The organism is Winogradskyella helgolandensis (genome assembly GCF_013404085.1).
In the GTDB taxonomy this organism is placed as follows: Bacteria; Bacteroidota; Bacteroidia; order Flavobacteriales; family Flavobacteriaceae; genus Winogradskyella; species Winogradskyella helgolandensis.
This window is the reverse complement of the sequence record NZ_JABFHO010000001.1, coordinates 3,804,825-3,829,115: the sequence shown is the minus strand read 5'-3', so window position 1 is coordinate 3,829,115 and position 24,291 is coordinate 3,804,825. Positions and strand designations below refer to the sequence as shown.

At 32.3% G+C, this 24,291-nt stretch carries 24 protein-coding genes; 15 read left to right on the top strand and 9 right to left on the bottom strand.

All coding sequences use genetic code 11. From position 1 onward, the window contains the following. Positions 1–88: 88 nt before the first annotated feature. From HM992_RS16220 to HM992_RS16205, 4 genes are all read right to left on the bottom strand, one after another. Positions 89–1,981 (bottom strand): DEAD/DEAH box helicase, encoded by a 1,893-nt coding sequence (locus HM992_RS16220; protein WP_179320402.1) that lies wholly within the window; start codon positions 1,979–1,981, stop codon positions 89–91. Between the two features lie 893 nt (positions 1,982–2,874). Next, positions 2,875–3,795, bottom strand: a complete 921-nt coding sequence (locus tag HM992_RS16215) for a YeiH family protein (RefSeq protein WP_179320401.1) — start codon at positions 3,793–3,795, stop codon at positions 2,875–2,877. 76 nt (positions 3,796–3,871) lie between these two features. Next, positions 3,872–4,756, bottom strand: coding sequence for a LysR family transcriptional regulator (locus HM992_RS16210; RefSeq protein WP_179320400.1), 885 nt, complete (start codon positions 4,754–4,756; stop codon positions 3,872–3,874). 48 nt (positions 4,757–4,804) lie between these two features. Beyond that, the gene (locus tag HM992_RS16205; protein ID WP_179320399.1) at positions 4,805–5,377 is read right to left on the bottom strand and encodes a non-canonical purine NTP diphosphatase; all 573 of its coding nucleotides are present in this window, start codon (positions 5,375–5,377) and stop codon (positions 4,805–4,807) included. A gap of 156 nt (positions 5,378–5,533) precedes the next feature. Here HM992_RS16205 and HM992_RS16200 point away from each other — a divergent pair, with 156 nt between their 5' ends. Together HM992_RS16200 and hpf are read left to right on the top strand one after the other, a co-directional pair. Beyond that, complete coding sequence (locus HM992_RS16200; RefSeq protein ID WP_229720516.1) at positions 5,534–6,430, top strand: DUF4421 family protein; 897 nt, start codon at positions 5,534–5,536, stop codon at positions 6,428–6,430. A gap of 138 nt (positions 6,431–6,568) precedes the next feature. Then, positions 6,569–6,868, top strand: coding sequence for a ribosome hibernation-promoting factor, HPF/YfiA family (hpf, locus tag HM992_RS16195; protein ID WP_178984059.1), 300 nt, complete (start codon positions 6,569–6,571; stop codon positions 6,866–6,868). 44 nt (positions 6,869–6,912) lie between these two features. Here hpf and rlmH read toward each other — a convergent pair whose 3' ends face one another. Next, on the bottom strand, positions 6,913–7,386 hold the full coding sequence (gene rlmH, locus HM992_RS16190; RefSeq protein ID WP_179320397.1) for a 23S rRNA (pseudouridine(1915)-N(3))-methyltransferase RlmH: 474 nt from the start codon (positions 7,384–7,386) through the stop codon (positions 6,913–6,915). A gap of 177 nt (positions 7,387–7,563) precedes the next feature. Here rlmH and nadC point away from each other — a divergent pair, with 177 nt between their 5' ends. Both nadC and HM992_RS16180 read left to right on the top strand, forming a co-directional pair. Further along, on the top strand, positions 7,564–8,421 hold the full coding sequence (nadC, locus tag HM992_RS16185) for a carboxylating nicotinate-nucleotide diphosphorylase (RefSeq protein WP_179320396.1): 858 nt from the start codon (positions 7,564–7,566) through the stop codon (positions 8,419–8,421). A gap of 58 nt (positions 8,422–8,479) precedes the next feature. After that, positions 8,480–9,469 (top strand): YihY/virulence factor BrkB family protein, encoded by a 990-nt coding sequence (locus tag HM992_RS16180; RefSeq protein ID WP_179320395.1) that lies wholly within the window; start codon positions 8,480–8,482, stop codon positions 9,467–9,469. Here the strand turns inward: HM992_RS16180 and HM992_RS16175 are convergent. Both HM992_RS16175 and HM992_RS16170 read right to left on the bottom strand, forming a co-directional pair. Further along, complete coding sequence (locus HM992_RS16175) at positions 9,462–10,196, bottom strand: LytR/AlgR family response regulator transcription factor (protein WP_179320394.1); 735 nt, start codon at positions 10,194–10,196, stop codon at positions 9,462–9,464. The two genes, HM992_RS16180 and HM992_RS16175, sit on opposite strands and share 8 nt — an antisense overlap. A 43-nt stretch (positions 10,197–10,239) precedes the next feature. Then, a complete protein-coding gene (locus HM992_RS16170; protein ID WP_179320393.1) occupies positions 10,240–12,027 on the bottom strand; it encodes a tetratricopeptide repeat-containing sensor histidine kinase in 1,788 nt (595 codons plus the stop codon). 172 nt (positions 12,028–12,199) lie between these two features. Between HM992_RS16170 and HM992_RS16165 the strand changes: the two genes are divergently transcribed. The 5 genes from HM992_RS16165 to priA all read left to right on the top strand — a co-directional run bounded on the left by HM992_RS16165 (position 12,200) and on the right by priA (position 17,112). Continuing rightward, positions 12,200–12,733, top strand: a complete 534-nt coding sequence (locus tag HM992_RS16165; RefSeq protein WP_179320392.1) for a hypothetical protein — start codon at positions 12,200–12,202, stop codon at positions 12,731–12,733. Between the two features lie 37 nt (positions 12,734–12,770). Continuing rightward, complete coding sequence (locus HM992_RS16160) at positions 12,771–13,205, top strand: hypothetical protein (protein ID WP_179320391.1); 435 nt, start codon at positions 12,771–12,773, stop codon at positions 13,203–13,205. A 25-nt stretch (positions 13,206–13,230) separates the two neighbouring features. Further along, a complete protein-coding gene (locus HM992_RS16155) occupies positions 13,231–14,085 on the top strand; it encodes a tetratricopeptide repeat protein (RefSeq protein ID WP_179320390.1) in 855 nt (284 codons plus the stop codon). 148 nt (positions 14,086–14,233) lie between these two features. After that, positions 14,234–14,659: a DUF2147 domain-containing protein gene (locus tag HM992_RS16150; RefSeq protein WP_115809374.1), complete on the top strand. Its 426-nt coding sequence runs from the start codon at positions 14,234–14,236 to the stop codon at positions 14,657–14,659. Then, positions 14,659–17,112: a replication restart helicase PriA gene (gene priA / locus HM992_RS16145; RefSeq protein WP_179320389.1), complete on the top strand. Its 2,454-nt coding sequence runs from the start codon at positions 14,659–14,661 to the stop codon at positions 17,110–17,112. The genes HM992_RS16150 and priA overlap by 1 nt, the downstream gene beginning before the upstream one ends. 312 nt (positions 17,113–17,424) lie before the next feature. Here the strand turns inward: priA and HM992_RS16140 are convergent, their stop codons facing one another. Then, positions 17,425–18,120, bottom strand: coding sequence for a LytR/AlgR family response regulator transcription factor (locus HM992_RS16140; RefSeq protein WP_178984069.1), 696 nt, complete (start codon positions 18,118–18,120; stop codon positions 17,425–17,427). Between the two features lie 201 nt (positions 18,121–18,321). On the opposite strand from HM992_RS16140, the gene rpsF reads away from it, so the two are divergent. The 5 genes from rpsF (at position 18,322) to HM992_RS16115 (ending at position 20,943) form a co-directional block, all read left to right on the top strand. Then, a complete protein-coding gene (gene rpsF, locus HM992_RS16135; protein ID WP_178984070.1) occupies positions 18,322–18,672 on the top strand; it encodes a 30S ribosomal protein S6 in 351 nt (116 codons plus the stop codon). Continuing rightward, positions 18,672–18,971, top strand: coding sequence for a 30S ribosomal protein S18 (rpsR, locus tag HM992_RS16130; RefSeq protein WP_173588564.1), 300 nt, complete (start codon positions 18,672–18,674; stop codon positions 18,969–18,971). The genes rpsF and rpsR overlap by 1 nt, the downstream gene beginning before the upstream one ends. Before the next feature lie 14 nt (positions 18,972–18,985). Next, positions 18,986–19,447: a 50S ribosomal protein L9 gene (rplI, locus tag HM992_RS16125; protein WP_178984071.1), complete on the top strand. Its 462-nt coding sequence runs from the start codon at positions 18,986–18,988 to the stop codon at positions 19,445–19,447. Between the two features lie 116 nt (positions 19,448–19,563). Continuing rightward, complete coding sequence (locus HM992_RS16120) at positions 19,564–20,433, top strand: glycerophosphodiester phosphodiesterase family protein (protein ID WP_179320388.1); 870 nt, start codon at positions 19,564–19,566, stop codon at positions 20,431–20,433. A 33-nt stretch (positions 20,434–20,466) separates the two neighbouring features. After that, complete coding sequence (locus HM992_RS16115; RefSeq protein WP_178984073.1) at positions 20,467–20,943, top strand: DUF6495 family protein; 477 nt, start codon at positions 20,467–20,469, stop codon at positions 20,941–20,943. 529 nt (positions 20,944–21,472) lie between these two features. Here the strand turns inward: HM992_RS16115 and HM992_RS16110 are convergent. Next, the gene (locus tag HM992_RS16110; protein WP_179320387.1) at positions 21,473–22,714 is read right to left on the bottom strand and encodes an ABC transporter permease; all 1,242 of its coding nucleotides are present in this window, start codon (positions 22,712–22,714) and stop codon (positions 21,473–21,475) included. Between the two features lie 178 nt (positions 22,715–22,892). On the opposite strand from HM992_RS16110, the gene hisS reads away from it, so the two are divergent. Further along, the gene (gene hisS, locus HM992_RS16105; RefSeq protein ID WP_179320386.1) at positions 22,893–24,275 is read left to right on the top strand and encodes a histidine--tRNA ligase; all 1,383 of its coding nucleotides are present in this window, start codon (positions 22,893–22,895) and stop codon (positions 24,273–24,275) included. Positions 24,276–24,291 lie beyond the last annotated feature (16 nt).

The following is a 24,291-nucleotide window of genomic DNA, read 5'->3' as shown; positions in this document are numbered from 1 at the left end:
TCAAAGAAAAATCCAAAACTTAAAGATTAATCTTCAAGCTTTGGATTTTAGTATTATATATGTTGAAATTTACTGCATTTTTAGCAGTTTAATCGCGTCTTCTAGAGCGTCTTGGTCTTTCTGAACCAGAGTTGCTAGATTCAGGTCTTCTATCTCCTCTATCGCTAGAGCGTCTATCGCTTCTATTGTCATCAGATCGTCTTCGGTCACTTCTGTTTCCAGAGTCACCACCTTCAGAGCGTCTGCCTCCAGAGCGTCTTTCTCCTCTTGGTTTATCATCGCGTCTGCGACTTCCTCCTCCACCTCCAGAGCGTCTGTCATTGCCTCCGCGACCTCTTCCGCCACTTCTGCCTCCACGACTTCTACCTCCTTTGTCTTCGCTCACTTCTACGTTTACAAAACGACCTTCGTATTTAAAGTCTGTGAAGAATGCCAATACTTTTTCTTGTAATTCTTTCTCAGTATTAAAGAAAGAAAAACTTTCTTTAACATCCACTTTAAAGACATCATCACGTCCTAATTCTAATTGTTCTTTTAAGAAATCTTTCAACTTCATCCAATCAAAACCATCTTTACTACCTACGTTTATGAAATAACGCGAATCGTTAGATTGCTTTCCATAATCGCGCCCACCATCTCTATCAGAATCTCTTACCTGAACAGATCCTAAATCTTTTGATTTTTGGTAATAATTGAAGAAACGATTGAATTCTACAGAGAAGAATTTTTTGATTAAATCTTCTTTATTAGTATCTGCAAATAACTCGTTGATAGTCTCAATGTGTTTATCAATTTCGTGATTTGTTTCAGTCTTATGAATTTTATTTGCTAAAGACATTAACTGTACTTCAACAATATCAGTACCAGAAGGAATTTCTTTTTGTTCGAATTGTTTCTTTATGATACGTTCGATACTTTTTATCTTTCTAACTTCACTTTTAGAAACAATTACCATTGAGATACCTGTTTTACCAGCACGTCCTGTTCTACCAGATCTGTGTGTGTAAATTTCTGCTTCATCAGGTAGTTGGTAGTTAATAACGTGTGTAATATCGTCAACATCAATACCACGAGCTGCAACATCTGTAGCAACTAACATTTGTATTTGTTGGTTTCTGAAAGATTTCATTACCATATCACGTTGATTTTGACTTAAATCTCCGTGTAAAGCTCCTGCTGAATAGCCATCTTCAATTAAGTTTTCAGCTACTTTTTGAGTATCTCTTTTTGTTCTACAGAAAATCACAGAAAATATATCTGGATTTGCATCTGCTAAACGTTTTAAAGCTTGGTAACGATCTCTAGCGTTTACTAAATAGTATTCGTGAGAGACGTTATTGGTACTTTCGTTTTTGTTTCCTACTGTAATTTCCGTAGGATTATCCATGAATTTTCTTGCAATAGTTGCCACTTCCTTCGGCATTGTTGCAGAGAATAACCATGTGTTTTTTTCTTCAGGTGTATGAGAAAGGATATCTGTAATATCTTCTTTAAAGCCCATATTTAGCATCTCATCAGCTTCATCTAAAACGCTGTATTGTATTTTTGAAATATCAACCATTCTACGGTTAATCATATCTTTCATACGTCCAGGGGTAGCAACTATAATTTGTGCACCACGTTTTACTTCTCTAGCTTGATCAGAAATACTTGCTCCACCATAAATGGCAGCTACGTTTAAACCTTTACAATATTTACCGTAAAGTTTAAGTTCGTTGGTGATTTGTAAACAAAGTTCACGAGTAGGAGATAAGATAAGACCTTGTGTGGTTCTGCTATCGATATCAATTTTTTGCAACATCGGAAATCCGAAGGCTGCAGTTTTCCCTGTACCAGTTTGTGCCAAAGCGACTAAGTCTTTGTCTTCTTCTAATAAAAGTGGGATTGCTTTTGCTTGTACTTCACTTGGTTTTTCAAAACCTAAATCCGTAATTGCGCGTAAAAGGTCTTCATTAAGACCGAGTTCTTGAAATGTGCTCATTCTTGAGTATATGTATTCGATTATGTTCTGTTGGTGTTACAAGAGAAGCGAATCGACATACTAAACACTTAAACTTCTAGGTAACACATCCTCACTCTGAGGAATTTACAAAATCCTATAATAGATTTTTTGCAAGGTGCAAAGGTATAACAATTAATTGGATAATCAATTTTTGTTGTGAATGCTTTGAGTTTATTGAGTTAGTTGCATTATTAACGCTATTTAATATACAAATAAACAATGTTTAGAATGCTGAATTCCTCTGAAAAAAAATGATTTCTTAAAGTTGTCTATAATTACTAATTGATGATATAATTTTCTCAAATATATTTACTGTCCTAAGTAGTTTTAAGTGTTTGAAAACGAGTGTTTTGATTAGTTGTTAAATGCTAAAATCAAACTAGTAAGAGCAGTATCAAACCAATAATAAGTAAAGATGTTGTCAGAAATATAGATTTTAGATAAAAATCTAATCCACCATTTTTTATCCAATTAGTGACAATAATTAGCCAACTTATTAGGCCTAAACCAGTAGCAAATGGAGACATAATTCTAGCAAAACTAAGATCAAATGAGTTAACATATGGATTGGGATTTGAGTCTTGGGTAAAGATATCATCTAGTAATAACGAAAAAGAAACAAACAGACATATGAGAACGACGATATGAAATATAATGAATGCTATTTTTTTGTTTTTTGACGTTGTCATTATATTGTAAGTTACTATTTCCTAATTGTGAAGCTTGGAATTTAGGTCTAATTTAACACGAGATTAAGGGTGTAATTTAGTAAATAAATACGGAATAGAATATGTGTTAATCTCTATAATTATCTGGATTTGCAATTTGTCTAGAGCCAAAGTATGAATTGCATAAATTGTTAGATATCAGCTTTAATATAGTATATATATTAATGAAAATATTGAAATAAAAATCCATAAGGTTAGTGCCAAGATTATAGGTTTTAAACCGGTGGATTTTAAGTCTTTTATCGAAATTGTAGAACCTACTAGAAATAACGTTATAATTAATAAGCGCTTAGACATTAAAACAATATTATGCGTCGTTGATTCTGGTAAAATATGGTAACTATTTATAACAATGGCTACAATAAATAATATGATAAAGTAAGGAATTTTAATTTTTTCGCCTTTTGTTTTGAAGATGAACATTGAGAAAATTGATAATGGAATAATCCACAATGTTCTAGATAGTTTTACTGTTGTCGCTATTCGTAATGCTTCATCTCCGTAACCTAATGCTGCGCCAACTACAGAACTAGTATCGTGTATAGCAATAGCACACCACAAGCCAAATTGTTCTTGTGTTAAGTTTAAAATATGCCCAACCGCTGGAAAAACAAACAAAGCAATAGAGTTTAAAAGAAACACAATACCTAAAGCAATACTTATGATTTTACTATTAGCTTTAATAACAGGTGAAATAGCAGCTATGGCGCTTCCTCCGCAAATTGCGGTTCCTGAGGTGATTAGATGACCTAACTTTAAATCTATTTTCAAAAGTCTTGTTAACAGTAAACCTAAAGTCACCGTTAATAGTATTGAATAGATGGTTAAACTTAGTCCGTTTTTACTGGTTTCTAAAGTTTCTTTAATAAACATACCAAAACCAAGTCCTATAACTGAAATTTTTAAAAATAAATGTATGGCCTTATGACTATAGGCCTTAAAAGGATTTTTAAAGATAATGGTATATAGAAAACCAAGTATTAATGCTGTAGGACTGTTTATAACACCTAAAACGGCACAAATAATTATAAGAAAGTAAACTATTCTTGAGATAATATCTTTCATATCACTTAGTAGAATTTGATACAAAAGTAGAGTTGTGAGATAACTTTTAAGGAAAGTTATTGTTTATGTGAGATAACTAAAAGTTATAGTTGTGACGAATGAATTTTTTAAAGTATTCAAAAGTATTAGAAAGATAGCCTGTTCTGTTTACGAAATAGAACCATCTCTCAATGCTTAAATCTTTCATATCTATTATTTTGAGTTTGTTATTCATCAAATCACCAGAAATAGAATGGATTGAAAGAAGAGCGTAATGATCAGAATGGTATAAATAATTTTTGATAGCTTCGGTACTATTAAAAGACACGACAGAATTGAGCTTCGTGATTTTATGTTCTAATAAAAAGGTATCTATAATCATTTTTGTTCCAGAGCCTTTTTCACGTTCAACTATTGGAATCTGTTGTAATGTTTCTATATCAATAACTCCTTTTCTAAAGGTGTGATTATTTACATTTGTTACCAAGACAATTTCATCTTTAATAAATTTTTCAAAGTGTAATTTTGGGTTAGACGTGCGTCCTTCGGTAATTCCAAAATCTATGTCTTCATTTAAAATTAACTCTTCAATAGTGTCAGAATTATTGCTGATGATATTGAATCTTGTTTCTGGAAAATTTACTCTAAATTTAGCTACTACTTTAGGAATAATATAGTTAGATAAGGTGGTGCTTACACCAAACTTTATAAAATTTGGAAAGTTGTCTTTTTTATGAAGAAATTTCTCATCCATTTCAGCATAAATAGTCAATATTTTATTGGTGTAAATAAGAAATGACTTTCCTTCAGTTGTCATTTCTATAGAATTTCTTTTTCTTATAAATAACGTTGTATTGTAGTCTTGCTCTAAATTTTTTATTGCTTTTGAAATCGCAGGCTGGGAAATATATAATTGTTCAGCAGCTTTAGTGAAACTTAAATGTTTGGCAACAATTTTGAATATTTGTAACTTGGTTTTCATAAGGATATGTGCAACTAGAATGATATTAGTTTGCTTTGTTGTTAATTGCTATTGTTTCAGAAAATCAATCAATTGAGCAACTGCTTTTCCACGGTGTCCAATTTTATTCTTTTCTTCCAAAGAAATTTCAGCAAATGTTTTATAATAACCATCAGCTTTAAAAACAGGATCGTAACCAAAACCACCTTCACCATGTCTTTCTGTTGTAATTTTTCCTTTACAAATTCCAGAGAAAGAATGGAGTTTTCCATTGAGGTGTAAAGCAATTACCGTTTTAAATTGTGCATTTCGATTGGGTTTATTTTTAAGTTCTGTGAGTAATTTATTAGTATTATCGTTAGCATTACGTTGTGGACCTGCATAACGTGCAGAAAACACTCCAGGCTCACCATTTAAAGCAGCAACCTCTAAACCTGTGTCATCTGCAAAGCAATCGTAACCATAATGCTCCTTTAAGTATTCTGCTTTTTGTATCGCATTGCCTTCAATGGTAGGTTGGGTTTCTGGGATATCTTCTTTGCAGGCAATATCTTTTAAGGATAAAAGTTTAATATGTTCAGGTAACATAGATTGAACCTCTTTTAATTTATTTAAGTTATTAGTTGCGAAAACAAGTTGCATAATATGATCTTATTTAATGTAATTTTGCTTTTGTAAAAATAGGAATCTAATTTAGTATCAATTGTCAAAACAAAATATTTTAACATAACTGCAATGGTGAAGTCTCTTTTACTTTTAGTTTTTTGTTTTAGTTGCATAGCTCTAAGCGCACAAGATTTGGATGATTTAGATTCATTACTTGTGGATAGAGATATTGAAAATTATTCACTGCGTATATTTTCTAATTTTAAGGTTAATAAATTTAGTATTTCAGATAGTGACTCTAAAGCTAAGTTTGTGCCTAATAATAGATATGGTCTTGGACTAGGTTTTGCCACTAAAAAAATCATCTTAGATATTGCTGTAAATATTAAAAATCCAAATAAAGAGAAAACATCTAGGTTCGATTTACAAGCCACAACTATCTTAAAGGATAAGAATTATGTGAAAATTTTCACGCAAGTGTATAAAGGTTTTAATGCTAAGAATAATTTTGATGAGCCTACGGTATTTAGGGATGATATTAAGTCTGTAAGTGTTGGACTGAATTATATGTACACGTTAGACGATATAGAGTTTTCGTATTCGCAATTAAAGGCAGGCTTGTCTAATAAAAATCACGACAACATATTTATCACTGGAGGTGTAGGTGTTTTTGGTAGTTTTGATTATTTCTCAGCAAAGCCTAGTCTATTATCCGAAACTACTAGTCCTTATTTTAATGAACAAGGGGATATTAAAAGGTATCAAGGTTTGTCTTTTGGTGTTATGGCAGGAGTGATTTCTTTCTTTAAACTGCCAGAGAATATTACCGCGACTGTTAATGTCATGCCAGGTGTAGGTTTGGTAGATAAAAAAGTAACGTTACAAGATAGTGCTTATAAACCTTCTAATTTAATGCTTTATAAATTAGATTTTCTAATTGGTTTAAGTTATAACTTAAAACAGTTTTATGTCAGTTTAAGCTATAATAATAGTTTGTATAGTACAGATTTAGATTATGGCAATAATTACCTCTTAAATCTTACTAAAGCCAAATTAGCTATTGGTTATAAGTTTAATAAAAAATCGTAAACGCTTACGCTTTTGCAAATCAGTTTTTTATTAAATAAGTAATAAACTTTATCAATTAATTATGATAATTATCAGTCAAGAAACTGACTAAATCATGTATCTTAGTGAAAAGAATAATTCATTAAAACAAGATAGATTATGACGGTAAATTTTCAATATGTAAACATTGATGTAAGTGATACACTTTCAGAATTGACAATAGAAAAATTAGAAAAATTAGCTACTAAATTCGAATTTCTTATTTCGGCTCAAGTATATTTTAAGCATGACGAAAAAGACCACGAGACAGGGAAGATTTGTAATATAGAATTAAGTCTGCCTGGACCACGTATTTTTGCAACTTCTAATGAGAAGAATTACGAAATGGCAATGAATGAAACGATCAGCGATTTAACAAGACAGCTTAAAAAACGAAAAGAAGTTTATAAAACACACTAATTGAAGAAACGTTCCGACGTTTAGTACCAGAGGGTTTATAGTTTTTAGCGATGATGATAAGGTTCATTTCTAAGAATTGTAAACCCTCTGTACAATTGTTCTATAAAGAATAATCTTACCATTTGATGCGAGAATGTCATTTTTGATAAGCCTAACTTTCCATTTGCTCTCGCGTAGACAGCATCCGAAAACCCATAAGGACCACCAATAACAAAGATTAACGTTTTTATGCCAGAATTCATATGTTTCTGCAAATAGCCAGAAAATGCTACGGAATCTAGTTGTTTTCCATTTTCATCGAGTAGAACCAAGACGTCCGATGTTTGTGTTTTTGCTAAAATGAGTTCACCCTCTTTTTCCTTTTGCTGGGCTTCAGATAGGTTCTTTGCCTTTTTTAAATCAGGAATAATTTCAAAGTCAAACTTAATATAAAAACCAAGGCGTTTTGAGTAATCTGCAATTAACGCAATTAAGTTTTTATTGTCGGTTTTGCCTATGGCTATGAGTTTTATATTCATGTGTTCGTCTCTTCGAGTGAATCCGATTTTATGTTTCGGAATTGTATCGAGAAATCTGTTTTAGACTGTTCTCGATACAAATTTATTCGTTTTACTTATAAATTCACTCGAACTGACAATAGATTTATTCAAATTTTCAAATTTCAATTCCTATTTTTACATCAAATATGTATTCAGATGATTTCACAAGCACAATTCGATAAAGAAATAGAAGGTATTATAGCTAATGCCATTAGAGAAGATGTTGGAGATGGTGACCACAGCTCGTTGGCATGTATTCCTGCAACAGCTCAAGGAAAGGCAAAATTATTAGTAAAAGATAAAGGTGTAATTGCTGGCGTTGAATTTGCAAAGCAAGTTTTTGCCTATGTTGATCCCGATATGAAAGTCGAAACCTTAATCGAAGATGGTGAAAAGGTAAAGCATGGAGATATTGTATTTTATGTTGAAGGGGCTTCACAATCTATTCTTAAAGCAGAGCGTTTAGTTTTAAATGCGATGCAACGTATGAGTGCGATTGCAACTAAAACGAGAGAGTTTGTGGATTTATTAGAAGGTACAGGAACAAAGATTTTAGATACGCGTAAAACAACTCCTGGTATTAGAGCACTTGAAAAATGGGCTGTAAAAATTGGAGGAGGTGAGAATCATAGATTTGCATTGTATGATATGATTATGTTAAAAGATAATCACATCGATTTTGCAGGAGGAGTGGCCAAGGCAATAAATTTAACAAAGCAATACTTAGTTGATACCAATCGTGATTTGAAAATCATAGTTGAAGCCAGAAACCTTGAAGAAATAAAAGAAATTTTAGACTGTGGAGGGGTTTACAGGATCCTTATTGATAACTTCAATTATGAGGATACACGTAAAGCTGTAAAACTAATTGGCGACCAATGTTTAACAGAGTCTTCTGGTGGAATTAACGAAAATACACTTAGAAAATATGCAGAATGTGGCGTAGATTATATCTCTTCTGGAGCGTTGACACATTCGGTTTATAATAAAGATTTAAGTTTGAAAGCTGTATAATTTAGTTCGTGGTAAGTACATTAGTTGGAGATAATAAAGATGAGCTAAAAGCTAAATAATGACAAAAGTAATAGAAGATAAATTAAATAAAATTCCGGTTATAAATATACTTGTGCGTTTTTTTAAACGGATTAAATTACCAGGATTTGAAGGTTTATCGGTATACGATTTATTAGAGCTTTACGTCATGGGAATCGTTAATGGTGCGTTAACAACAAGAGCCAGTGCGATAGCCTTTAGTTTTTTTACAGCAATCTTTCCATTTTTATTATTTGTGATTATTGTAATACCACATATTCCAATTGATGGTTTTCGATCTGATTTTTTAGATTTTTTAAATTCCATTTTACCACCTCAAACGTCTGAATTCTTTATAGATAGTATTTTTCAAGATATGAGTAGTAATACAAGTGGAGGCTTAATTTCTTCTATATTTTTACTCTCTGTTTTTTTAATGGCTAACGGTGTAAATGCTGTGTTTTCTGGTTTTGAAACCTCGTATCATAAACAGCTATATCGTAATATCTTTAAACAATATATGTATGCTATCGGTGTGGCTTTGATCCTTGCTTTTCTTTTACTGTTAACCGTTGCTGTGTTTGGGTATTTTCAGATATATGTCATTAAGCCAATATATGAAGGCATAAGTGGTCATGCAATGACCGAAGGTGATCAAGGGTTGGGTTGGATCATTTTTGCGAAGTATTTATTCTTTGTTATTATGACCTATTTAGCAACAGCTACATTATATTATTTTGGGACTAAAGAAGGAAGAGCGTCCAAATTCTTTTCTGTTGGAGCATTACTCACCACGTTGCTAATTATGTTAACGTCGTTTCTATTCGGTATTTATATTGAAAACTTTTCCCAATACAATGAGCTCTATGGTTCTATCGGAGCGTTATTAATTTTGTTGCTTTATTTATGGCTGAACTCTAATATTTTACTATTGGGTTATGAGCTTAACGCATCACTTCAGTTTTTGAGAAAGCATCCAAGAGCTAGAAAAGAGATTAAGCAAAAAGATATTGAGGAGTTAATTAAGTAAAATGTTTTAAGAATTCATCTTTGCGTCTCACTGAAATAGGAACCTGAGCATCATTAGACATGAGCACATAACTCTGTTTGCCTTTGTAGTATTTTTTAACGTGATCTATATTTATTAAATGGGATTTATGCGTTTTGAAGAAAGCATTGTCAGCTAATAAATCTTCGTAGAATTTTATAGGTTTTGAGACCATCCATTTGTCATCTTTTGTGAAAATATGAGTGTAATTCGTATCTGCTTCCAAATGAATAATATCTTCAACTTTTAAAGTTTCAAATCCTGTTAAAGATGGAATGGTAATGACTTTCTTTTGATTTGGTTTTAAATTAATAAACAAATTTTGAAGTTGATTTTGCATGTTAAAATGAGACAAGTCTGCTTTTAAACGTACTATGACATCATTAAAATCATCAGAATCTATGGGCTTTAGTAAATAATCAAAGGCACTAAATTTAAATGCTTTAATGGCGAAGTTATCAAATGCTGTAGTAAATATTACTCTAAAGTTAGAAGGACCAATATCTTGTAAAAAGTCAAATCCGGTTTTATCATGAATTTTAATGTCAAGGAATATTAAATCGGGTTGTAATTGAGGAACACTGTTTAAAGCTTCGCCTACAGTATCAATAACAGCAAGTACTTTAAAGGTGTTTGGATGTTGCTCAATAAGATTTAAAATTCGATCAGAGCAATGTTTTTCGTCATCTATAATTATGGTTTTTATCATAGTTGTTTCCCGAGAAAGCGGAAGCTTATCTTAAAATTAATTTCTAGTATGCCAATTGCATTGGAAGTGAAACGTCTATTCTGGTGCCTTCGGTTTTATCTATAATTTCTACAGTTCCGTTGGTGTTTTTCAATTTATTAATAATTTCAATTCTACTTTTGGTAATTGCCATTCCCATTGATTTATTGTCATCATTACTTTTATTTGACTTCGAGTTTTTTTGACCAATACCATTATCATCAACACTACAAATGAGCATATTATTTTCAGATTTAAATGTAATTTTTACAAGTCCAAGCTCGTCTTTTTGTGATAAACCATGTATAATACTGTTTTCAATAAAGGGTTGAAGAATCATTGGTGGTACTAATATGTTTTCAGCATCTAATTCGGAATCAACTTCAATAGTGTAGTCAAATTTATTATTGAAGCGTTTGCGTTCAATATCCATATAGGTTCTTAATAATGCAATATCGTCACACAAAAGAATTTCTTTCTTTTCTGAATTCTCTAAAGTAAGACGCATCAGTTTGGCAAATTTACTAAGGTAATCGCTTGCCGATTCTGTGTCGTTTTTTAAAATATAGTCTCCAATAGAGTTCAAAGAATTAAAGATGAAATGCGGATTTATTTGTGAACGCAGCGCTTTTAATTCAGTGTCGGAAACCTTAGCGTTAAATTCAGCTTCTTTAGATTTTGAAACAGCGTCTTGTTTTCTTCTGTATAAAACAAACCCTATTAATGAAGCTAAAATGAGACAAGAACCACCAATGATTGAAGCGTTTTTGATGGATTTTTGGCGTTCAATTTCTACTTCAGATATGGCTTTATGTTTATCTGCTTCGAATTGAATTTCTTTGCGAGATATTTCGAGTTTACGATCAGCATTTATTAAACTATCTCTTAAAATAATATGTTTTTGATAGGTGACTAAAGCGTTCTTATAATCTCCTTTCTGTGCATATACGTTTGCTAAGGTTTCTAAAGCACTATTTTCAGTGGATAAACTATTTAAACCTTCATTTAGTTTTAAACTGTTAGTCGCATAATATTCGGCTTTTTCAATATCATTATTTTGTAAATATACTTCGGCGGCATTGGTGTAAGCGGTAACACGGAGGCCTTCAATATTGTGTTTTTCTATTAAATCTAAACTTTCAACTGTACTAGTTAAAGCGTCGTCTAAAAAACCGGCATTTGCTTGTACTATGCTTAAATTGGTTTTAATATTCGCGATGACTATAGTCTGATTATTTTGTTCTGCACCTTCAAGCGCTTTTTTATAATAGTAGATAGAGGAATCTAACTGTTTTTGATCTCCATAAACATTCCCAATATAAAATTCTGTACTGAACTTGCTTTTGTTTTCAGGGTTATCTAATAAAGTTTTAAAACTTTTTAAAGCTTTGTCATAGTCTTGTTGTTCATAATTGATGAGTCCGATATTGGTAAGTACTCCAAGTTCATATTTTTTGAATTTCTGTTCTTTTTCAAAAATGTCATAACTCTTTTGGTAATAGTTGAGGCCTTCTAATGGATCAGATAAAAAGTAATGATTTATAATGCCTAAATTATTGTAAGAAATAGCAATACCTTTTGGATACCTAAGTTGTTTGGAAATGGCTAATGTTTTATTCACATAAGTCGTCCATGTGGTGTCTGAGGGTGTTAAAAATAGTTTTCTTGCCGTGTACTTAATTCTTAAGTTCACATAGTTAGTGTCTTGTATCTTGTAATTATTGATTACGTTTTCTAATGAATCGAGCATTTTATTCTGTGAAAAACAAAACGTAAACATTAGTAAAAAGATGATTGTCAAAGATCTTTTCATTGAGGGATTTAATTAACAGCTCGTTAAAAATAATGATTTATTGTCTAAAATCAGCTACAGATTCAACGTTAATACATTCAAAGCCAACGATAATAGGTTGGTTATGGTTTTGTGCAGATATTATAAGGTTCTTTAATTATTGGATAGAATTTATAAATCAAAACTAAAGAATATGAAATCAAAATTGAATACTCTAAAAATTATTTTAATTGCTTTATTAATTGTTGGCTGTGCCAGTAGTGACGACAGTTCTGGGAGTAACTCTGTATTTGGAACAATTCAATTATCAGGCTCTGATACGTCTTCTATAGGGACGTCCTTAACTGTTGGAAATATTGATGAAGATGCTTTAGACACAACAGGTACCTCTAGTTCTGTGGTGCTTTCAGATGAAAATACAACTTTTGTAAATGGAGAGCCAAATGTCGGCAATTTTTTAAATGCATTTATTATTGTTGCGGCTGAATTTACCGTTGGAGATGGTTCAGATGCACAAAAAGCGATTTCTATGACGATTCTTAAAGATGGTGAAGAGTTTAGTTATGTGTGCTCAACTCCGGCAACAAGTTCGGAAGATAACACAGATTGTGGTACGGGTTTTAGTGTCGATAAATCGGCAAAGCGCATTGTGTTTAATGATACTACAGTAATTAATGTGGACTCTGGTGCTATTTTAACGATGAATGGAACCATCGATTACAATTAATTTACTATATAAGTAACTTTTAATACATCCCTCAATTATGAAAGCAGTGTACTATTTTCAACGTTATATTTTTATAGGCATGTTGATGCTCTTTTTACTTCCTATACAAAGCTGGTCTCAAGAAAAGCGAATAAAAAAACCTAAAAGAAAATCAAAAATTGAAAGCGTAGATAATTTTGTGAATCATTCTTTTGAATTGTATCACAAGGTTTTTGTTTACGATAGTTTAATTAAAGCCGAAGTAGAGGTTCCGGTAGAAATTGAAGATGAATTAATGGAACGTGCAGAACGAGATGCTGATAGTCTTTGGCAAGAGGTACCAGATATCGCAGAAGATATTAGCGATGCTCCTTTTATGAGACAAGCAAAGGCAACGTTTAATTTAAATAGAACAAAAAATGCACTTAACTTTTGTATGACTGCTGTAAAAGCTTATTTCATTGGCACAGAAGAAGACGAAGAAGATGATTAAAACAAGATATTTTAAAATAAATTATATGAAATCAATTATGTTGTTTTTTGTCGCTTTCCTAGAATTTTACGCGGTAAATGCACAGGCTTATAAAAATGGTTTTAGAGCAGATGTCTGTGCGTGTTTAGAAGAAGAAAGTCTAAAACGAACACTTACAGAAAATGCGTTCAAAGCTTGTTTACGAGAAACACTTCCTAAGTATGCGGCGCAAATTGATGCGCAAATCGTTGAGTCAGATGTTAATGTAAAATTTCAAAAAGGACAGTTAGCACGTAAAGACTTATTGGTAGCGATGCCCTATGAATTAATTTATACTTGCGATGTGTATTTTAATCATCTAAATTATCAAAGAACTAGTAAAAAGTTAATTGCTAGAAAAAACGCTAATGAATCCGATTTAGAGAAGTACAATCAAATGGTGGCTTTAACACCAAATAAAATGGCTTATTACATGCGAGCTCAATTGCAGTTTAATTTAGGGAACATTAAAGCAGCTGAAGCAGATGTTAATAAAAGTTTAGAAATTAATCCGTTTAGAGAAAACGCAAAATCAACCAGACACGAGTTGTTATTATTAGCTTGGATTTATGAAGAGCAAGAAAACTATAGTGCTGCAGTAGCATTGTACGACAAAATATACATGGGTGATTATGATGCAGAAGTAGCTAGGTTGCGTGCACTTGCAGATAGAAAGGCAGGAGGTACCGTTGCTAATATTCCAAAAGTAGAGCAGGTTGAAATTGTAAAAAACAAAAACGCTGCAACTCGAAGACGAGACACTGAAAAAAAACCGAGTGTTAATACTAAAAGTAGTACAGTTAAAGTTGGAAAAAAGAAAGATACAGCATCGCTTCGTAAGTTGTTGAAAATAGGAGGTTAACTTATTTTAATTCGTTGTTTAAGAAGCAATATATTCAATCATAAAACACCAGAAAATGTCTTAAGTTTTCAAAAACCATCTCCAATCGAGGTGGTTTTTTAAATTAAACCCATTACATTTGAGAAATAAATCTCTAAAAAAACAAACAATGATTAAAAACACTTTAGCATTTTTTATTTTGTTCACGGTGTTTTTTAATTTGCCAGCTCAGAATATTTTAGGGAAGTGGAAAACCATAGATGATAATACAGGTGATGCGAAATCTATAGTTGAAATTTATGAAGAAGACGGTAAAATATATGGTAAAATCATAGCTGTAACTAATCCAGATGTAGAATCTAGAACTTGTAATGATTGCAGTGGTGCTCACAAAGATCAACCAATTGTTGGATTGGTTTTTATAGAAGGTTTAACTAAAAACGGAAAGGTTTATGACGGAGGCACCATACTTAATCCTGAAAATGGGACCACGTATAGATGCCGTCTTAAGCTTGAAGATGATCCTGATACCCTTCAGGTAAGAGGTTATCTGGCCTTTTTCTACAGGACGCAATATTGGAAACGTGTAAAATAATGTTACATTTTATAGACGTCATATTACCAATTCCGCTTCAAAAAGCGTTCACATATCATATTACTGAAGCAGAATCCAAGTTTTTATCACCAGGAATGCGCGTGGCTGTACCTTTTGGAAAGAGTAAAGTGTATACGGCTTTAGTCTATAGTATTCATCAAAATCCTCCAACGGCTTACGATGCTAAAACCATTCATCAGATTTTAGACGAAACCCCTGTGATTACGGAAAACCAATTAAAACATTGGGGCTGGATTTCTAATTATTACATGTGTAGTTTAGGTGAAGTGATGCGTGCTGCTATGCCAAATGCATTTTTATTAGAAAGTGAAACAGTCATATCTAAAAATGAAAACGTTGCCATTCTAGAGTCTGAATTAAATGACGAGGAATTCTTAATTTACGAAGCCTTACAACATCAATCTTCACTGAAAATTAATGATGTTGTTTCAATTTTAGATAAAAAAAGGGTGTTGCCTATTATCAATGACTTGGTAAAAAAAGGGGTAATAAATTTACAAGAAGAACTTTACGAAAAATATACACCTAAATTAGTGCGTTATGTAAAGTTACATCACAACCATAAATCTCCAGAAAAGCTTCAAGAATTATTAGAAGAATTAAGTAGAGCACCTAAGCAACGCGAAGTTGTTTTAACGCTTTTTACAATGGAAGCCTCTTTGAAACAACCGATTAAAGTTTCGGAATTAACAGAAAGAAGTAGTTCTTCAACAAGTATCATTAAAACTTTAATTGATAAACATATATTAGAAGAGTATCACATTCAAGTCGACCGTATTCAATTTGATGGAGAGGGTGATGCCGATGCGAAGCGATTAAGCGAAGCCCAGCAACAAGCTTACGATGAAGTTGAAGATATCTTCAAAGAAAAATCCGTTGCTTTATTACATGGTGTGACGTCTTCTGGTAAAACTGAGATTTATGTGCAGCTCATTCAGAAGCAATTAGATATAGGAAAACAAGTTTTATATTTATTGCCAGAGATTGCTTTAACCACGCAATTGGTTAACCGACTTCAAGATTATTTTGGAGACAAGGTGGCTGTGTTTCATTCCCGATATTCAGGAAACGAGAGGGTAGAAGTGTGGAGAAATATGCTTACCAATTCTGAAAAAGCACAAGTTGTTATTGGAGCACGATCATCGCTATTATTACCCTTTCATAATTTAGGATTAATCATTGTAGATGAGGAGCATGAGTCGTCCTACAAGCAATTCGATCCTGCACCACGCTACCATGCAAGAGATGCTGCAATTGTACTGGCAAATCTATTTAAAGCCAAAACCCTTTTGGGATCAGCTACACCAAGTTTAGAATCTTACTTTAATGCGAGCCAAGGAAAATATGGTTTGGTAGAATTAAACACGCGCTATAATAATGTGTTAATGCCAGACATTGAGCTTGTAGATTTAGCCGATAAGTACAAACGGAAACGCATGAAAGGTCATTTTAGTGACCGATTAATTGAAGAAATGACAGAAACCTTAGAGGAAGGGTTTCAGATTATATTGTTTCAAAATAGAAGAGGGTTTTCGCCAATTATAGAATGTACGACGTGCGGAACATCACCTCAATGTCCTAATTGTGATGTGAGTTTAACGTATCATCAGTATAGAGATCAATTGCGCTGTCATTATTGTGGTTATAACTCAGCCATGCTAAAAAGTTGTCAAGGTTGTGGGAATTCAACTTTAGACACTAAAGGTTTTGGAACAGAACAAATAGAAGAAGAAGTAAAAGTGTTATTTCCAGAAAAGAAAGTAGCGCGAATGGATTTAGATACCACGCGTGGAAAATACGGTTTCGAAAAAATTATAAATAGCTTTGAACAGCGCGAAGTTGATATTTTAGTTGGCACACAAATGTTAACCAAAGGTTTAGATTTTAGATTTGTAAAGTTAGTTGGTATTATGAATGCAGATAACTTGCTCAACTTTCCCGATTTTAGAGCACATGAGCGTAGTTATCAGTTAATGGCTCAGGTATCTGGTAGAGCTGGTCGAACAGATTTACGAGGAAAAGTATTGATTCAAACGTACAATCCACATCATAACATTTTACAACAAGTATCTACAAATGCTTATAAGGAAATGTACGCTGAGCAGATGAATGAGCGGTACAATTATAAATATCCACCAATTTATAGATTGATTAAAATTACCTTTAAGCATAAAGATTATAACCGTGTGAATATGGCTGCAGATTGGTATGCAAAATCTTTAAAGCAATTATTTAAGCATAATGTTTTAGGTCCGGAATTTCCACCTGTATCAAGAATCCGGAATTTGTATCACAAAAATATCTTAGTTAAAATTCCAGCAAAACAATCTTTAGGAAAAACTAAAGAGGCCATAAGAAAAATTGATAATAGCTTTAATGCTGTAAAAGATTTTAGACCGGTTCGTGTGGTGATTAATGTAGATAATTACTAAGACCTAGCAGGTTTTAAAAACCTTGCAGGACTATGTTGAGCGCATAAGAAACCTTTTAATAATCAGCCTTATTCTGGTTTTTATGGAGTTTAGATGGTGTTTTTCAATTTAGAATACATTTTGTATAATTACTTTTTTACAAAGATTGAGGTTTTTTTTATGTAATGAATCACACTAAAAAAACTTGAATATTCTTGATTAGTATTGTTACTTTAAGTAGACTTTAGGGGTGTGAAATCAAAAAATCCTAAGCAAATGCTCAGGATTTTTTAAAATTATAATGTAATGCTTTTAATGTAAATGTATTTGGGTCTACATGTTATTTAAAGCATCTACTAATTGGGTCTTTTTATTTCGACTCAATGGAATCTCATACGCACCAACTTCAACATTTTTACTGTTAAAACGGTCAATCTTATCAAGATTCACAATATAAGATTTATGAATTCTTAAGAATTTACCTTCGGGCAATTCGCTTTCAAACGCTTTCATTGTAGATAACACAACTAAGCTGTTTTCTTCTGTTACTACTTTAACGTAATCGCCTAGTGCTTCAATCCATTTAATATCCTTTATATAAACTTTACGTTTTTTAAGATTACTTTTTACGAATATATGCTCACCATCAGTTTCGTTAAAGTCTAGTTTCAATTTATGCTGCTCAATAGCTTTTTCTACGGCAACATTAAAACGTTCTCTTGTGATTGGTTTCTGAAGATAATCGGTGGCATCGTAATTAAATGCTTTAAAAGCATACTCGGTTTTACCGGTAACAAAAATAATTTGGGGTTTGTTGTTGAGTACATCTAGTAACTCAAAACCGTTTAATACCGGCATCTCTATATCTAAGAAGATAAGATCTACTTTATGGGTATTAAGACCGTTTTTTGTTTCTAACGCACTGCTGTACTCCGCGATAAGGTTAAGTGAGGAATGATTCTCAATTAACTTTACTATAGAGAGGCGCTGAATCGCAGAATCATCAACAACTACACAGTTTAAAGTCATAACATTATTAATTTTAGGTTAAGATATCGACAATAGTACGATAAATTCGGTTAAAAAACAAATAATACCGACAAACCGTAATAATTAACATTAATTTTTAGCCATAAAACCTATTTAATTTTTACCGGTAAAAACGTTGTCAAATATAGAAATTATATGTATTTTTGCAGCCGTTTTAACAATAAACAAAAATTATTTATTATGAATCATTATGAAACTGTTTTCATCTTAAATCCCGTTTTATCTGAAGACCAGATAAAGGAGACAGTAAAGAAATACGAGGATTTCCTCGTTTCTAAAGGAGCTAAGATGGTATCAAAAGAAGATTGGGGACTAAAAAAATTAGCCTATCCAATTCAAAACAAAAAAAGTGGTTTTTACCATTTATTTGAGTACACTGTTGCTGGTGAGGCAATTGAGCCTTTAGAGGTAGAATTTAGACGTGATGAGCGTTTTATGCGTTACTTAACTGTGAAATTAGACAAACATGCTATTTCATGGGCTGAGAGAAGAAGAGAAAAAATGAAAGTTAAAGCAAAAGCAAAAGCGTAATTATGTCATCAATAGAACAACAAGCAAAAGGAAAAAAAGACGGTGAGATTAGATATCTTACTCCTCTTAATATAGAGACTTCTAAAGTTAAGAAGTATTGTCGTTTCAAAAAATCTGGAATCAAGTATGTAGATTATAAAGATGCAGACTGGTTATTAGGTTTTGTAAACGAGCAAGGTAAATTACTACCAAGACGTTTAACAGGAACATCTTTAAAGTATCAAAGAAAAGTATCTGTGGCAGTAAAAAGAGCTAGACATTTAGCACTTATGCCATATGTTGCTGATTTATTAAAATAAAATATCATAACACAATGGAACTTATATTAAAACAAGACGTTGATAATTTAGGATTTAAAGACGATATTGTATCTGTTAAGAACGGTTATGGTAGAAACTTTTTAATTCCTCAAGGACAAGCTATAATGGCTACTTCTTCTGCTAAAAAAGTATTAGCAGAAACTTTAAAGCAAAGAGCTTACAAAGAGAAAACTATTATTGCTGATGCAGAAAAAACTGCTGATGCTTTAAAAGGTTTAGAAATTAAAATTACAGCTAAAGCTGGAACTGGTGCAACTGCTGGAGATAAATTATTTGGTTCTATTACCACTATCGATTTAGCTGCTGCATTAAAAAATGCTGGTCACGATGTTGATAAGAAATTTATTTCTATCAATGGTGGTAACATTAAGCGTTTAGGTCAGTACGAAGCTGCAATTAGATTACACAGATCAGTAACTGTTGATTTAATTTTCGATGTTATTGCAGATGCATAATCTCTTTATTACAATTTTAAAAAACCGTTTAGTTTACTAAGCGGTTTTTTTGTAATTTTTTTTACCAGATCTATGAAGTTTTTAAAACTTAGAAGATCTTAACCGTGGTCATATTTATGAAACATTTTTTATATATTCTTATATGTTGTGCTTTTATTAGTTGTAAGCAGGCTAAAGAACCAGCAAAAACTTCAGAAGTAGAAGCTTCTAAACTCATTGCGCTATTTAAAGCCTCAAATTCAGGATATCCTAATATAAGTGTACATCGTGGTGGTAAAGGATTAGTAAATTATCCTGAAAATGCATTAGAAACCCTGAAATACGTCAACGATAGTATTGTGGCCATTTATGAAATTGATGTCGCACAAACCAAAGATGGACAGCTGGTATTATTACACGATAGTTCTATAGATAGAACCACAACAGGAAGTGGTAAAGTGGCTGATTTAACTTATAATGAATTAAAAGAATTCAATTTAAAGGATGATCATGGTAACGAAACTGCTTTTAAAATTCCATTGTTTTCTGATGTATTAACATGGAGTGTAAAGCATAATGTAATACTGACCGTTGATATTAAGAAAACGGTAAGTCAAGAAACTGTAATTAATGCTATAAGAACGGCTAAAGCAGAAGACGTTAGTATAATTATCACTTATGATGTTGAACAAGCTATAACGGCTTATAAATTAGCACCAGAATTGTTATTGTCTGTTTCAGCGAGAAATAATGATGAATTTGACCGTTTGTTGGAAGGTGGAATTCCAAAAAATAGTATGTTAGCCTTTACAGGAACACGTTTGTCAGATGCTTCCCTTTTTAAAAGATTACACGATAATAATATTGTTTGTGTTCTTGGAACCCTTGGTAACTTAGATAAAAGTGCCGAAGCTAAAGGGGATTCATTATACCGTCAGTGGAAAGAAAATGGTGCCGATATTATTGCAACCGATAGACCTTTTGCAGCTTTTAAGGCGATAAATTAATTTTAAGAAGATACTGAAACAAATTCAGCACAAATGAAATATTCAAGATTAACAAAGGAACAATTTGAAGAATTACACCAAGAATTCATCAATTTTTTAGCCACACAATCCATTACAGGTGACGAGTGGGAAGACATTAAAAAGAACAAGCCAGAAGCTGCTGAGCAAGAACTAGACGTTTTTAGTGATTTAGTTTGGTTGGGTGTTTTAAGTAAAGTGGAATATCTAGAACATATTTCTCCACAACAAATTCATCTTTTTCAATGTAATGAGAAAAGCATGCGATTAATAGCGTTAAGAATAGAAGAAAACGAATATGTAGACTTTACTACTAAAGAAGGGTTTAATTGGTTAAGAGATAATTTATTATCAGATTCTGTTGAATTTTTTAATGCTAAGAAGGACTATTCAGACGATAAATATTTAGACATTTTTAAAATGATTCAATCTGGTGCGAATATTACAAAAGGTGAATTGTTTAATTATTTTGCAGAATTGGTGAAAGGGTAAAATATTAGAAAGGAAGACGTAAGAAGTAAAACGCCTCCTTTTCATCACTTTGGGTGACTTGTGAGGTTCTAAATAATTTTATATTGAAGCGTTAAATAAAAATCGATGAGAATTTAGAGGTGGTAATCAAAAATTGAAATGTATAAAAATGTTCAAATCTAATCTTATTCTCAATTATTTTTATTTCGCTTATTTTTTATTTTTCCCGTTCTTTCTCGACCCTGTACATAAAATAGAATTCTTTTTTTGTGCTCTATTTGGTTTATTTTTAAAACTATTTGTCATAAAAGCATTCTGTTCCAACGGTTTATGTGGATTTGTTATTTTAAAGAAGAGAACGGAAATTATAATAGTTATTAGTGCTGTCTGCGTTATACTTTTTTATGTAAAAATGTACGACTATTTGATGAATACATTTGGCGCTTTAAATAGCGTTCTATACAGTATCATCTTATTGGTTGGGTATTTTATTGGGTTTAATAAGAAGTTATCTCAAAACGCCTAATATTCTTCTTTACGGAGTACTACGTTATTCATAACGCAAAGACTCAATAGGATCTAATTTAGAAGCTTTTATGGCGGGAAACAATCCTGAAATAATGGCCACTAAAAAAGCAATAGCTACTGCACAGAACATGGCAAACCAAGGTGTCGCGAATTCTAAATCAAATTTAGATGAAACTCCCCAACCAATTAGAATTCCTAATGTTATTCCTAGAATTCCACCGAGCTGACCGATAATAACGGTTTCCATAAAAAACTGAAAGGCAATCGTTTTGCTTTTTGCACCAAGCGCTTTTCTTACACCTATTTCACGTGTACGCTCACTAACGGAAACCAACATTATATTCATTAACGCAATAGTCGATCCAAAAATAGTAATGATACTAATAATCCAAGCCGCTATATAAAGAGCTAAAGTTTGTTGTGCTACCTGATTCAATAAATCATCACTACGCTCAATGCCAAAATCATTCTTCTCAATTGGGTTGAGACCTCTAATATTTCTGAAGATGAGTATCGCATCATCTTGTGCAGCTTCTAACATGTCAGTTTTATCTACTTTTACACTTAAGCTATAATTAATATTAGCATTGGTAAATATAGAACGTGCTTTCTGAATCGGCATAATCACTCTTAAATCTTGATTATTCCCAAACGTAGCACCTTTTTCTTTCAATACACCAATAACTTTAAACTTAGAACCTCTTATGTTTATGGTTTTTCCAACGGGATTTTCAACAGGAAATAACGCTTTTTGTAAATCACTTCCTATCACACAAACCGAATTACTATTCTCTATATCAAACACGTTTAACGAGCGTCCAAATTCAATATCTAATCCCGAATTTTCAATATAATATTCGTTAGCTCCAAGGACAGCAACTTCCGGATCTGTTTTTTTGTTTTCGTATTTTACTTCAGCAGTTGATGTGCCATAAAAAGACACAGCTACATTAGTAAACGGAAAATTATAATTGTCTTCAAAATCCTTAACATCTCTATAATCAATAATAGGATTTATTTTCTGACGTTCTCTACTGCTCTGACGTTGCGCTGTAAATTCATAACGTTGAAAATTGAAGGTATTGGAACCCATAGAAGAGAAATTACTCGAAATCGTATTCTCTAATGCTGACACACCACTTAGAATTCCAACTAAAGCCATGATGCCAATTGCAATAATTAAAACCGTTAAGATAGTTCGTAGCAGTTGACTTTTTATAGAATCGAAAGCAATTCTAATATTCTCTTTGGCTAATGAAAACATAGTTTATTTATCGCGTTAATTGGGTTGTTTAAAGTGTAAGACGACTTAAACAGTATAAAGTTACTATAAAATTGAATTATCTTAGTAAGACCTCTAAAAATTATAATATTTTTGTGATTACTATTGAGTTTAAATTAAGTTTCACTAAATAAGATTTCCACTTTCGTGGAAAGTAAACATGGCACAAAAACCAAGCATCCCAAAAGGCACAAGAGATTTTAACGCAGAGGACGTCGCAAAGCGTACTTATATCATGGAAACGATAAAAGAACAGTTTCAAGTTTTTGGATTTCAACCAATTGAAACCCCAAGTTTTGAAAACTCAGACACTTTAATGGGGAAATATGGTGATGAAGGAGATCGCTTGATTTTTAAAATTTTGAATAGTGGTGAATATTTAAAGAAAATTTCAGAAGATGATTATAATTCTAAATCTGAAAGTTTAATTACTCCTAAAATCTCTGAGAAAGCATTACGTTATGACCTAACTGTGCCTTTTGCCCGATACGTTGTACAACACCAAAACGACATCGAATTCCCATTTAAACGCTACCAAATACAACCGGTTTGGCGTGCAGACCGTCCACAAAAAGGGCGTTTTAGAGAGTTTTTTCAATGCGATGCAGATGTGGTGGGTTCTAAGTCTTTGTTTCAAGAAGTAGAATTTGTGCAATTGTATGATGCGGTATTTTCGGCTTTAAAATTAGAAGGTGTTACTATTAAAATCAACAATCGTAAAATTTTATCTGGTATAGCCGAAGTGATTGGTGCACAAGATAAACTCATGGATTTTACAGTCGCTTTAGATAAGTTAGACAAAATAGGAGAAGAGAAAGTAAAAGAGGAAATGCGAGGTAAAGGCATTTCTGAAGAGGGAATTACGAAGCTTCAACCCTTATTCACCTTAAAAGGAGATTTCGGCAGTCAGATTGAAAGTTTAAAATCCATTTTAAGTGCTTCAGAAATTGGTTTGAAAGGCATTGAAGAACTCGAATTTATAAACACAGCCATTTCAAACTTAAAACTAAAAACAGCAACTTTACAATTAGATGTGACGTTGGCAAGAGGTTTAAACTATTACACAGGTGCTATTTTTGAAGTCTCAGCACCAGAAGGCGTAAAAATGGGTTCCATTGGTGGCGGTGGTCGTTATGATGACCTTACCGGAATCTTTGGACTAAAAGATATGAGTGGAGTAGGAATTAGCTTTGGTTTAGATCGTATTTATTTGGTCTTAGAGGAATTGAATTTATTTCCTTCAACCATTGCGGAATCTACAAAAGTTCTCTTCATTAATTTTGGTGACAAAGAGGCTATGTTTAGTTTGGGAGCTGTAACCAAATTAAGACAAGCCAATGTAAAAGCAGAGTTATTTCCAGATGCAGCGGTTTCTGGTAAGCAAATGAAAAAACAAATGAATTATGCAAACCGTCGTAATATTCCGTTTGTGGTTATCATGGGTGAGGAAGAATTAAAATCAGAAGTATTCACATTAAAAAATATGGCTTCAGGAGAGCAACATAAAGTGGATTTTGATGCGCTTTTAAACTTATTAAAATAAAGAAAGCCTCAGTTTT

Bases quoted from the DNA above. Each gene is read 5' to 3' on its own strand.
- HM992_RS16160 (WP_179320391.1), top strand. From the start codon at position 12,771: ATGAAAGCAGTGTACTATTTTCAACGTTATATTTTTATAGGCATGTTG.
- HM992_RS16150 (WP_115809374.1), top strand. From the start codon at position 14,234: ATGATTAAAAACACTTTAGCATTTTTTATTTTGTTCACGGTGTTTTTT.
- hpf (WP_178984059.1), top strand. From the start codon at position 6,569: ATGACGGTAAATTTTCAATATGTAAACATTGATGTAAGTGATACACTT.
- HM992_RS16115 (WP_178984073.1), top strand. From the start codon at position 20,467: ATGAAATATTCAAGATTAACAAAGGAACAATTTGAAGAATTACACCAA.
- nadC (WP_179320396.1), top strand. From the start codon at position 7,564: ATGATTTCACAAGCACAATTCGATAAAGAAATAGAAGGTATTATAGCT.
- HM992_RS16215 (WP_179320401.1), bottom strand. From the start codon at position 3,795: ATGAAAGATATTATCTCAAGAATAGTTTACTTTCTTATAATTATTTGT.
- HM992_RS16170 (WP_179320393.1), bottom strand. From the start codon at position 12,027: ATGAAAAGATCTTTGACAATCATCTTTTTACTAATGTTTACGTTTTGT.
- HM992_RS16110 (WP_179320387.1), bottom strand. From the start codon at position 22,714: ATGTTTTCATTAGCCAAAGAGAATATTAGAATTGCTTTCGATTCTATA.
- rlmH (WP_179320397.1), bottom strand. From the start codon at position 7,386: ATGAATATAAAACTCATAGCCATAGGCAAAACCGACAATAAAAACTTA.
- hisS (WP_179320386.1), top strand. From the start codon at position 22,893: ATGGCACAAAAACCAAGCATCCCAAAAGGCACAAGAGATTTTAACGCA.
- rplI (WP_178984071.1), top strand. From the start codon at position 18,986: ATGGAACTTATATTAAAACAAGACGTTGATAATTTAGGATTTAAAGAC.
- HM992_RS16165 (WP_179320392.1), top strand. From the start codon at position 12,200: ATGAAATCAAAATTGAATACTCTAAAAATTATTTTAATTGCTTTATTA.
- HM992_RS16210 (WP_179320400.1), bottom strand. From the start codon at position 4,756: ATGAAAACCAAGTTACAAATATTCAAAATTGTTGCCAAACATTTAAGT.
- HM992_RS16220 (WP_179320402.1), bottom strand. From the start codon at position 1,981: ATGAGCACATTTCAAGAACTCGGTCTTAATGAAGACCTTTTACGCGCA.
- HM992_RS16180 (WP_179320395.1), top strand. From the start codon at position 8,480: ATGACAAAAGTAATAGAAGATAAATTAAATAAAATTCCGGTTATAAAT.
- HM992_RS16205 (WP_179320399.1), bottom strand. From the start codon at position 5,377: ATGCAACTTGTTTTCGCAACTAATAACTTAAATAAATTAAAAGAGGTT.
- HM992_RS16120 (WP_179320388.1), top strand. From the start codon at position 19,564: ATGAAACATTTTTTATATATTCTTATATGTTGTGCTTTTATTAGTTGT.
- priA (WP_179320389.1), top strand. From the start codon at position 14,659: ATGTTACATTTTATAGACGTCATATTACCAATTCCGCTTCAAAAAGCG.
- HM992_RS16140 (WP_178984069.1), bottom strand. From the start codon at position 18,120: ATGACTTTAAACTGTGTAGTTGTTGATGATTCTGCGATTCAGCGCCTC.
- HM992_RS16175 (WP_179320394.1), bottom strand. From the start codon at position 10,196: ATGATAAAAACCATAATTATAGATGACGAAAAACATTGCTCTGATCGA.
- rpsF (WP_178984070.1), top strand. From the start codon at position 18,322: ATGAATCATTATGAAACTGTTTTCATCTTAAATCCCGTTTTATCTGAA.
- HM992_RS16155 (WP_179320390.1), top strand. From the start codon at position 13,231: ATGAAATCAATTATGTTGTTTTTTGTCGCTTTCCTAGAATTTTACGCG.